The organism is Methylobacterium sp. Leaf118 (genome assembly GCF_920984675.1).
Lineage (GTDB): Bacteria > Pseudomonadota > Alphaproteobacteria > Rhizobiales > Beijerinckiaceae > Methylobacterium.
On sequence record NZ_CAKLBV010000007.1, the window covers coordinates 125,321 to 134,381 of the forward strand.

A 9,061-nucleotide genomic window follows, 5' to 3' on the forward strand; every position below is an offset into this window, starting at 1 on the left:
ACCGGCAGGTCCCTGTCGGTCTGTTCCGGCGCGTGCCGCCGGTATTCGGCGTGCCGCTGCCGCCGCGTTTCGCGCAGAACCTCCACGCCGGAGGCGCGGACCGCCGTCGAGGAGCGGAGGGGTTAACAAAAACAAGCGGTTGTTTCCTCCTTGCTTGACAGAGGCCCGCCCGACCTCCGAGGAGGTGGCGACGCGATGCGCGACGCCGCAGGAACCGAAACGGGCTCGACGACCGCTGCGACCGACGTGACCGAGAAAGGCCCGTCGCGCGCGGGGTGCCTCGGGTGACGGTGGGGACGCTTCGTTCGAGAGGTGCCGGAGCGGGACAGCGAGGCGGCGGGCCCGTTGGCCATCCCGGCGCCGAGGCGCCTCCACCCACCTCCGATCCGAGACCGCCTAATGGATTTCTCCTCACCGACCTTCTGGTTGTCCGTCCTACAGATCGTCTGGATCGATCTGCTTCTGTCGGGCGACAACGCCGTCGTCATCGCCATGGCGGTGCGCGGCTTGCCGCCGGAACAGCGCAAGTGGGGCATCTGGCTCGGCGCCGGCGCCGCGGTCCTCCTGCGCATCGTCTTCGCCGCGCTCATCTCGGTGCTGCTGAACGTCCCCTTCCTCAAGGTGGTCGGTGGCCTCCTGCTGTTCTGGATCGCGATCAAGCTCATCTCCGGCGAGGAGGAAGACGAATCCGACATCGCGACGAGCGGCAACCTCTGGAAGGCCGTGTGGACGATCGTCATCGCCGACGCGGTGATGAGCCTCGACAACGTCGTCGCCATCGCCGCCGCGGCGCGGGGCCACTACGAGCTGTTCATCTTCGGCCTGCTCCTCTCCATCCCGCTCGTCGTGTTCGGCGCCACGCTGATCTCCGATCTGCTGAAGCGCTTCCCGGTCATCGTCTGGGCCGGCGGCGCGCTGCTGGGCTGGATCGCGGGTGAGATGCTCGTCGGGGACAGCTTCCTCCTCCAGCAGATCCAGCCGCACCTGCCGCAATACGTGGTGCCCAATCCCGACTTCGAGGGGCAGCTGAAGAGCGTCGGTCTCCTGCATTACGGCGCAGCCGCGATCGGTGCCGCGATCGTGCTGGGGGTCGGCCTCCTGCTGCGCAAGCGCCGCAGCGGCCACGACCACGCCGTGCTTCCGGCGGACAAGACCGGCCCGGTCTGACGCATCCGATCCCGGCCGCGACCGGAATCGGCAGGTATCGACATTGCGACGGGGACCGGCGGGCCTGCTGCCGGTCCCCGTCGCGCGTCGGGGCGCCGCTGCCTCGACGGAACTTGGCCGCGACGCGGCGGGATACCTTCCGACAATGCCCCGAGAGGCATCGGCTCGACCGCGGAAGGGACGTTCGATGAAGGCCCTATGCTGGCACGGTAAAGGCGATATCCGCTGCGACACGGTGCCCGATCCGACGATCGAGGACAGTCGCGACGTCATCATCAAGGTGACGTCCTGCGCGATCTGCGGCTCGGATCTCCACCTCATGGACGGCCAGATGCCGACCATGAAGTCGGGTGACGTGCTCGGCCACGAATTCATGGGCGAGGTCGTCGAGACCGCTCCGGGCTTCACCAAGTTCAAGAAGGGCGACCGGATCGTCGTGCCCTTCAACATCAATTGCGGCGAGTGCCGCCAGTGCCGGCTCGGCAACTGGTCGGTCTGCCAGCGCTCGAACCGCAACGCCGAGATGGCGGCCGCGCAGTTCGGCTACACGACCGCCGGCCTGTTCGGATACAGCCACATCACCGGCGGCTACTGGGGCGGTCAGGCCGAATACGTGCGCGTGCCCATGGCCGACGTGGCGCCGATGAAAGTGCCCGACGGTATGGACGACGAATCCGTCCTGTTCCTCACCGACATCCTGCCGACCGGCTGGCAGGGGGCCGAGCATTGCGAGATCCAGGGCGGCGAGATCATCGCCGTGTGGGGCGCCGGGCCGGTCGGCCTGTTCGCCATCCAATCGGCCCGGATCATGGGCGCCGAGCGTGTCATCGCCATCGACACGGTGCCCGAGCGTCTCGCCCTGGCGCGCAAATACGGCGCCACCGACCTCATCGACTTCGCGCAGGAGGACGTGTTCGGGCGCATCAAGGAGATCAGCCATGGCGAGGGCGCCGATGCGGTGATCGACTGCGTCGGCATGGAAGCGAGCGGCGGCCACGGCTTTTCGGGGGTGATCGCGACGCTCCAGGAGACGCTTACCTCCACTGAGCGACCCTATGCGCTGACGGAAGCGATCAAAGCTGTGCGCCCCTGCGGCATCGTCTCGGTGCCAGGCGTCTATGGCGGGCCGATCCCCGTCAATATGGGCGCGATCGTCCAGAAGGGCCTGACCCTCAAGAGTGGCCAGACCCACGTGAAGCGCTATCTCGAACCGCTCACGAAGCTGATCCAGGAAGGGCGGTTCGACACAAGCTCGCTGATCACCCACCGCTCGACCGAGCTGTCGGACGGTCCCGACCTCTACAAGACCTTCCGCGACAAGAAGGACGGCTGCGTGAAGGTCGTGTTCCACCCGAACTGACGCGACCTTCGCGAGGGTGGGATTGGGCAAGCGGAGCGCGAGGATGGCGGGCGACGACGGGCTGAAATTCGGAGATCTCGGCGCGCGGGCGGCGCATCTCTGCGTCGATGCGCAACGGCTCTTCGCCGAGAAGACCGACTGGCACACCCCCTGGCTGTCCCGCATCCTGCCGAACCTGGAACGGCTCTGCGCGGCCCACGCCGCGCGGACGGTGTTCACGCGGTTCGTGCCGCCCCGGACCGCGCAGGAGGCGGAGGGCACTTGGCAGCGCTACTACGAACGCTGGTCGGGGATGACCCTCAAGGCACTGGGCCCCGAGATGATCGAACTCGTGCCCGAACTGACCCGCTTCACGCCCCCGGGCCGGATCGTCGACAAGCGCGCCTATTCGCCCTGGATGGGGCCGGAACTCGGGGAGGCACTCGCGCGCGACGGCATTGATACCCTGGTGGTGACGGGCGGCGAGACCGATGTCTGCGTGCTCGCCACCGTGATGGGCGCGGTCGATCGCGGCTATCGGGTGATCGTTGCCTGCGACGGCGTCTGCTCCTCGGCAGACCCGACCTACGACGCGATGATGTTCCTGTATCACAGCCGGTTCGGCACGCAGATCGAGACCGCGCCGACGGCCGAGATCCTCGATGCCTGGCCGGCCCCGGATTCCCCGACCCGTTGATCCGATCGGCAGCGGCCCGGCATCGCAGCCGGACCGCTGCCGATCCCACTTCCCAAGGACGGATCGCCCGTGGCCAGCCTCGACACCACCCTCGACATCTTCGCGAATCTGCTCGCTTCCGAGCCCCCCGCCCATGTCGGCGAGGCCGACGAGGCGATCTGGGCCTATCTGGCGCCGATCCAGGGCCTCGACGCCCAGGTTCAGGCCCTCGACCGGCTCGTCCACGCGGTGGCCAGCCTCGATGCCACCTCGCCCATCATGCCGAGCCTGCGTAACGCCCTCGACCGGCACCGGGCCCGCCTCGCCGAGCCTTCGGCCTGAACGACGGCTTTCCCTTGCCATCGACGCGCGATTGGCAGGCCGTCGTGCGTCTTTCAGCTTTCCTGCCAGCGCCCGTGCCGACTCCCGTCATCGCAGCGGTTGACCCGCTCGTCGGCGCCTGAGCGCACCATTGTCGAAGCAGCGCTGCGCGGGCGCGACCATCGGCTCGCTCGAGACGATCGGCCGATCTGGACCGTCCCCCTTTCTCACGCAGCCTCGGATCGGTGCCGCTGGCGCTTATTCCGAGATCCGGAACCTTCGGGGGCGACCGGTGGGACCAGTTTCGCGGGCAGCCGGGGGCGTTCGATCGCATTGGACAAAGGCGACCCCGTGCCGTAACCGGATCGCCGGATACAGACTTTGTCCTGCCAAGCTTGTCTCACTATAAAATCAAGAGAAATAGTGCACTTCGCGGAACTTGCGTCGCGCCTGCGCGTAGATGGTTCCACGAACAGGCGTGCTTTGTCGGAAACCCTGCCATGGGAAGCCGTCATATTCTCGCCTCTTGTTCGGGTATGGTGCGGACATCCCACAGATCGACGGTTCGGAGCGCAGGCGACGGCGCATCCGGTGGCCGGTCCCTCGTCGCTGACCCGGATGACGCATGACCAAATTTGCCCTCTCCGCCGTCCTGGCCGCCTTCATCGCCGCTCCGGCGGCGGCGAGTGATTTCGACGGAACGTGGTCGGTCCAGCTCGTGACCGAGAGCGGGCTCTGCGACGCGCAATACGTCTACACCCTGAGCGTGCAGGGCGGTCAGGTCCGGCCGGTGACGACGGCCTCCTCGAACGGAACCACGGTCACCGGCCGCGTCGGGGCCGATGGCGGCGTCGGGCTGAACGTCGCGACGGCGGCGGCCAACGGAACGGCCTCCGGACGGTTGCAGGTTCGCTCGGGTGCGGGCACATGGCGGGTCTCGGGCGGCCTGTGCAGCGGTCGCTGGACCGCCCGCCGTCACACCCTGCGCACGGCCCAGGCCGACTGAGCGCTCGCTCGGCCGGATCGGTCGGTCGTCCCCGTCCCGGGATCGGACGAGGACGGCAGCGCCGCCTCAGGCAGCGCTTTCGAGCCAGGAGCGTGCCTCGGCGATCCGGGCGCGCTCGAACACCTTGATCTGCACCGGCGAGACGAAGCCGAAGGTCTCGGCCAGGGCCCGCAGCCAGGTCGCATCGGTCACGAGTGCAACGTGGCTCACGCCCTTCATCATCGAGAGGCCGAAGCGGGGGTCCTTGAAGAAGGCCGCGGGCTCCATACCCTCGAAGGTGCGCACGTCTTCCAGAAGCTTGAGACGGCCGCCCTTGTCGAGGTCGGCCTTCATCGCGGTCATGACCGCGTTCATCTCCTCGTCCGTGATCTTCCCGTCGACCACGATCTCGGCGATGGCGGAATCGGGCTTCTTCTCGTAGGTCAGCAAGGCAGGACGCTCCTGAATGGCCCGGGACGCGCGGCCCGGAAGAGGCCTCGCGCCTGCGGCGACCGGCGGATTATAGGAAACTCTGCGGGTCCACGTCGATTGCAACCTTCAGGTTGCCCCGGGGCTTCGGCCCCCGGGCCAGCCAGTCCCGCAGATAGCTCTGCACGTCGATGCCGCGCTCGGCCTTCACGAGCAGCCGGAAGCGCCAGCGCCCGCGCACCAAGGCGAGCGGCGCCTCGGCCGGTCCCAGCACCGCGAGGCCTGGCGGCGGGTCGGCGACCCGGGCCAGGGCCTGCCCATGCGCCTCGGCCTTCTCGCGCTCCTCGCTTGAGACGATGAGCGCGGCGAGCCGCCCGAACGGCGGCAGGCCCGCCGCCTCGCGGGACGCGATCTCCTCCTCGTAGAAGCGCTCGGCATCGCCCGAGAGCAGGGCGGCGATCACCGGATGGTCGGGCTGGTAGGTCTGGACCAGAGCGCGTCCCGGGCGCTCGCCACGGCCCGCCCGGCCGGTCACCTGCTGCAGGAGCTGGAAGGTGCGCTCCGCCGCCCGCGGGTCGCCGGAGGTGAGGCCGATATCGGCGTCGAGCACGCCGACCAGCGTCAGGTGCGGGAAATTGTGGCCCTTGGCCACGAGCTGCGTGCCAATGACGATGTCGCACTCGCCGGCCGCCACCGTCTCCAGTTCCTGCCGCAGCCGCTCGGCGCCGCCGGGGAAGTCGCTCGACAGCACGACAACGCGCCGCTCCGGAAACAGCTCGGCGACCTCCTCGGCGATGCGCTCGACCCCGGGGCCGCACGGGGTGAGGTGGTCGAAGGCACCGCACTCGGTACAGGCCTCGGGCTTGCGTTCGGCATATCCACATTGGTGGCACACGAGCGCCCGACGGAAGCGGTGTTCCACGAGCCAGGTCGAGCAGTTGCGGCACTGATAGCGATGGCCGCAGGCCCGGCACAGCGTGAGCGGCGCGTAGCCTCGGCGGTTGAGGAACAGCAGGGCCTGATCGCCCTCGGCGAGGGTTGCCGTCACGGCATTGACCATCGGCGGCGACAGGAAGCGCCCGCGCTCCGGCTTGTCGAGCCGCATGTCGATCGCGGCGATGCGCGGGAGGGACCGCCCCCCGAACCGCGCCGGCAGCGAGACGTGGCGGTAGCGGCCGATCTGGGCGTTCACCAAAGATTCGATGGAGGGCGTCGCCGAGGCGAGCACCACGGGGCATCCCTCCAGGCGCCCGCGCACCACCGCCATGTCGCGGGCATGGTAATGGACGCCGTCCTCCTGCTTGTAGGCGCTCTCGTGTTCCTCATCGACCACGACGAGGCCGAGCCGCGCGAACGGCAGGAACAGGGCGGAGCGAGCGCCGACCACCACCGCGATCTCCCCCGCGGCGACGCCCGCGCGGATGCGCTCGCGGCGCTTTCCGCCGATGCCCGAATGCCAGGTGGCCGGACGCACCCCGAACCGGGCCTTGAACCGGTCGAGGAACTGCGCGGTGAGCGCGATCTCCGGCATCAGCACCAGGGCCTGCCCACCCCGGCGCACGCATTCGGCCACGGCTTCGAAATAGACCTCGGTCTTGCCCGACCCGGTTACGCCTTCGAGGAGGATGGTGCCGCCGGGCCCGGAGGCGGGCACCGCTCCCCCGCCATCGCCCGTTGCCTTCGCCGCCTCGACGGCCGAGCCGCCGCGCTCTTCGTCCCGGCTGGTCTCGGGTCTGTCCGGAATCGGCCGGGGGAAGGCGTCGAACGCCGCGCTCAAGGCGTGGGCGGCCGCGCTCTGCGCGTCCGACAGCGGCACCCGGGGGAAATCGGGGTCGGGCGGCAGGGCCACGGGTTCGGGGACGAGCGCCACGGTTTCCAGCGCGCCGTCGTCGATCAGCCCGTCGACCACGCTGAGCGACACGCCCGCCTCGCGGGCGAGCGCGCTCTTGCCGCGCACGCCGCCATCGGTGACGACCGCCATCACCTTGCCGCGGGCCGGCGTCTGCCGGGACGGCGGCCGGCCCGCCGCGCGCACACCGATCCGGGGTGCCTCCCGCTGGGCCGCTTCGTCGGGCAGGCGCAGGGCCATGGCGAGCGCCGAACCCTTCGGAGCCAGGGTGTAGCGGGCGAGCCAGTCGACGAGTTTGCGAAGCGGCTCCGACAGGCGAGGGGCGTCGACCTTGCCCGTGACCGGCCGGAGATTGCCGCCCGAGGCCCTCGCGTCGAGGCCCCAGACCACGCCGATCGTCTCGCGCGGCCCGAGCGGAACCTGGACGATATCGCCCGGCACCAGCGTCAGGCCGGGGGGCACGGCGTAGCTGTAGGCGGTGTCGAGCGCCAGTGGGATCAGGATGTCGGCGACGGCGGGCATGGGGTGGGGCGCGGGGACCGGAGCGGAAGCGGTTTCGTTCTGCATCTGTACTCTCGGCCGCCCGGTTCCGTCGATCAAGGGTGGATCTCGGGTCATTCGTTCCCGGACCGGCGCTTGGCATACAACCAGAAGCCCGCACGGCGCCGATCCTACGGCGTCCGGACATCGCCCCGAACGGCAACGTTTGGGCATCCGTGATCTCCATTGACTTCGCAGGTGCAACGGCTCATATCGCGGGTGCAGCGTCAGCGGCGACCATGCCGCTTGAGGGGGCTGCGTGACGGATCGCGCCATTCTCAGGTGCGCCCCGGCCCCTCTCTTCAACGTGCATGCACCCCAGGCCGCCCCATCACGCGGGCAGTCTCTCCGCACCGACGGACCCGATCTCACGTCCGCGCGTTTCGCCGGACCCACGGGTTCCGCTGCTTCGAGAAGTACCGACTTGACCCAATTCACCGATTTCGGCCTCGCCCAGCCCGTGCTCCGGGCTCTCGCGGAGGCCGGTTACACGGCGCCGACGCCGATCCAGGCGCAGGCGATTCCGCCGGCCATGGAAGGCCGCGATCTCTGCGGCATCGCCCAGACCGGCACCGGCAAGACCGCGGCTTTCGCTCTGCCGATCCTGCATCGGCTGTCGCTCAGCGCGAACCGCGCCCCGCGTCGCGGCTGCCGCGTGCTCGTGCTCTCGCCGACCCGTGAGCTCGCCAGCCAGATCGCCGAGTCGTTCTCCGATTACGGCCGGCATTTGCCCTATACCAGCACCGTCGTCTTCGGCGGCGTGACCATCGGTCGGCAGGAGCGGGCGGTGGCGCCGGGCGTCGACGTCCTCGTCGCCACGCCGGGCCGGCTCATCGACCTCGTCGACCGCCGGGCGCTGACGCTGGAAGGCGTCGAGATCCTCGTCCTCGACGAGGCCGACCAGATGCTCGACCTCGGCTTCATCCACGCGCTCAAGCGCATCGTGAAGATGCTGCCGCGCCAGCGCCAGAGCCTGTTCTTCTCGGCCACCATGCCGAAGAACATCGCCGGGCTCGCCGACCAGTATCTGTCCAACCCGGTCCAGGTCGCCGTCACCCCGGTGGCCACCACCGCCGAGCGCGTCGAGCAGCAGGTCATCTTCTGCCACACCGGCGCCAAGCAGGCCCTGCTCAACCACGTGCTGCGCGACCCGAAGATCGAGCGCGTGCTCGTCTTCACCCGCACCAAGCACGGCGCCGACCGGGTCGTGCGCGGCCTCGAGAAGGCTGGGATCGCCGGCGCGGCCATTCACGGCAATAAGAGCCAGCCCCAGCGCGAGCGGGCGCTCGCCGCCTTCCGTGATGGCTCCAGCCGGGTGCTCGTGGCGACCGACATCGCCGCCCGCGGCATCGACGTCGAGGGCGTGACCCACGTCGTGAACTACGACCTGCCGAACGTGCCGGAGAGCTACGTCCACCGCATCGGCCGCACGGCCCGTGCCGGGGCCGAGGGCCTCGCCATCTCGTTCTGCAACGACGAGGAGCGCGCCTACCTGCGCGACATCGAGCGCATCATCCGCCAGAAGGTGCCCGTGGTCAGCTTCCCCGAGGGCTTCGTCGCCCCCTCCCGTCAGGAGGCGGCCGACACGGCGGCGGCGGAAGAGCGCCGTCCGCCCCGCCAGCCCCAGGGCCGGCCCGGCCAGCGCCAGGGCCGCCCCGGCGGCGGGCGCGGACCGGAGGCCCGTGGGGGTCGCCCCGGCGGCCAGCCGGGACGCGATCAGCGTGCCGAGCCGCGTCAGGACGGACGCGGCGGCCA

General features: G+C 69.7%; 8 protein-coding genes. 6 read left to right on the forward strand and 2 right to left on the reverse strand.

Features of this window, described 5'->3' with window-relative positions; genetic code table 11:
- The first annotated feature begins 399 nt into the window (after nucleotides 1-399).
- The 5 genes from LW587_RS05320 to LW587_RS05340 all read left to right on the forward strand — a co-directional run bounded on the left by LW587_RS05320 (nucleotide 400) and on the right by LW587_RS05340 (nucleotide 4,509).
- The gene (locus tag LW587_RS05320) at nucleotides 400-1,167 is read left to right on the forward strand and encodes a TerC family protein (protein WP_232628554.1); all 768 of its coding nucleotides are present in this window, start codon (nucleotides 400-402) and stop codon (nucleotides 1,165-1,167) included.
- Nucleotides 1,168-1,354: 187 nt separating this feature from the next.
- Nucleotides 1,355-2,527, forward strand: a complete 1,173-nt coding sequence (locus LW587_RS05325; protein ID WP_232628555.1) for a zinc-dependent alcohol dehydrogenase — start codon at nucleotides 1,355-1,357, stop codon at nucleotides 2,525-2,527.
- A gap of 43 nt (nucleotides 2,528-2,570) precedes the next feature.
- Complete coding sequence (locus tag LW587_RS05330) at nucleotides 2,571-3,203, forward strand: cysteine hydrolase family protein (RefSeq protein WP_232628556.1); 633 nt, start codon at nucleotides 2,571-2,573, stop codon at nucleotides 3,201-3,203.
- 69 nt (nucleotides 3,204-3,272) lie between these two features.
- Nucleotides 3,273-3,524 (forward strand): hypothetical protein, encoded by a 252-nt coding sequence (locus LW587_RS05335; protein ID WP_232628557.1) that lies wholly within the window; start codon nucleotides 3,273-3,275, stop codon nucleotides 3,522-3,524.
- Nucleotides 3,525-4,128: 604 nt separating this feature from the next.
- Nucleotides 4,129-4,509: a hypothetical protein gene (locus tag LW587_RS05340; protein WP_232628558.1), complete on the forward strand. Its 381-nt coding sequence runs from the start codon at nucleotides 4,129-4,131 to the stop codon at nucleotides 4,507-4,509.
- A 66-nt stretch (nucleotides 4,510-4,575) separates the two neighbouring features.
- On the opposite strand, the gene LW587_RS05345 is transcribed toward LW587_RS05340, so the two are convergent.
- Nucleotides 4,576-4,938 (reverse strand): STAS/SEC14 domain-containing protein, encoded by a 363-nt coding sequence (locus LW587_RS05345; protein ID WP_232628559.1) that lies wholly within the window; start codon nucleotides 4,936-4,938, stop codon nucleotides 4,576-4,578.
- 70 nt (nucleotides 4,939-5,008) lie between these two features.
- Nucleotides 5,009-7,288 (reverse strand): primosomal protein N', encoded by a 2,280-nt coding sequence (locus tag LW587_RS05350; RefSeq protein WP_232628560.1) that lies wholly within the window; start codon nucleotides 7,286-7,288, stop codon nucleotides 5,009-5,011.
- Nucleotides 7,289-7,730: 442 nt separating this feature from the next.
- On the opposite strand from LW587_RS05350, the gene LW587_RS05355 reads away from it, so the two are divergent.
- A partial coding sequence (locus LW587_RS05355; protein ID WP_232628561.1) for a DEAD/DEAH box helicase occupies nucleotides 7,731-9,061 on the forward strand: 1,331 nt, incomplete at its 3' end.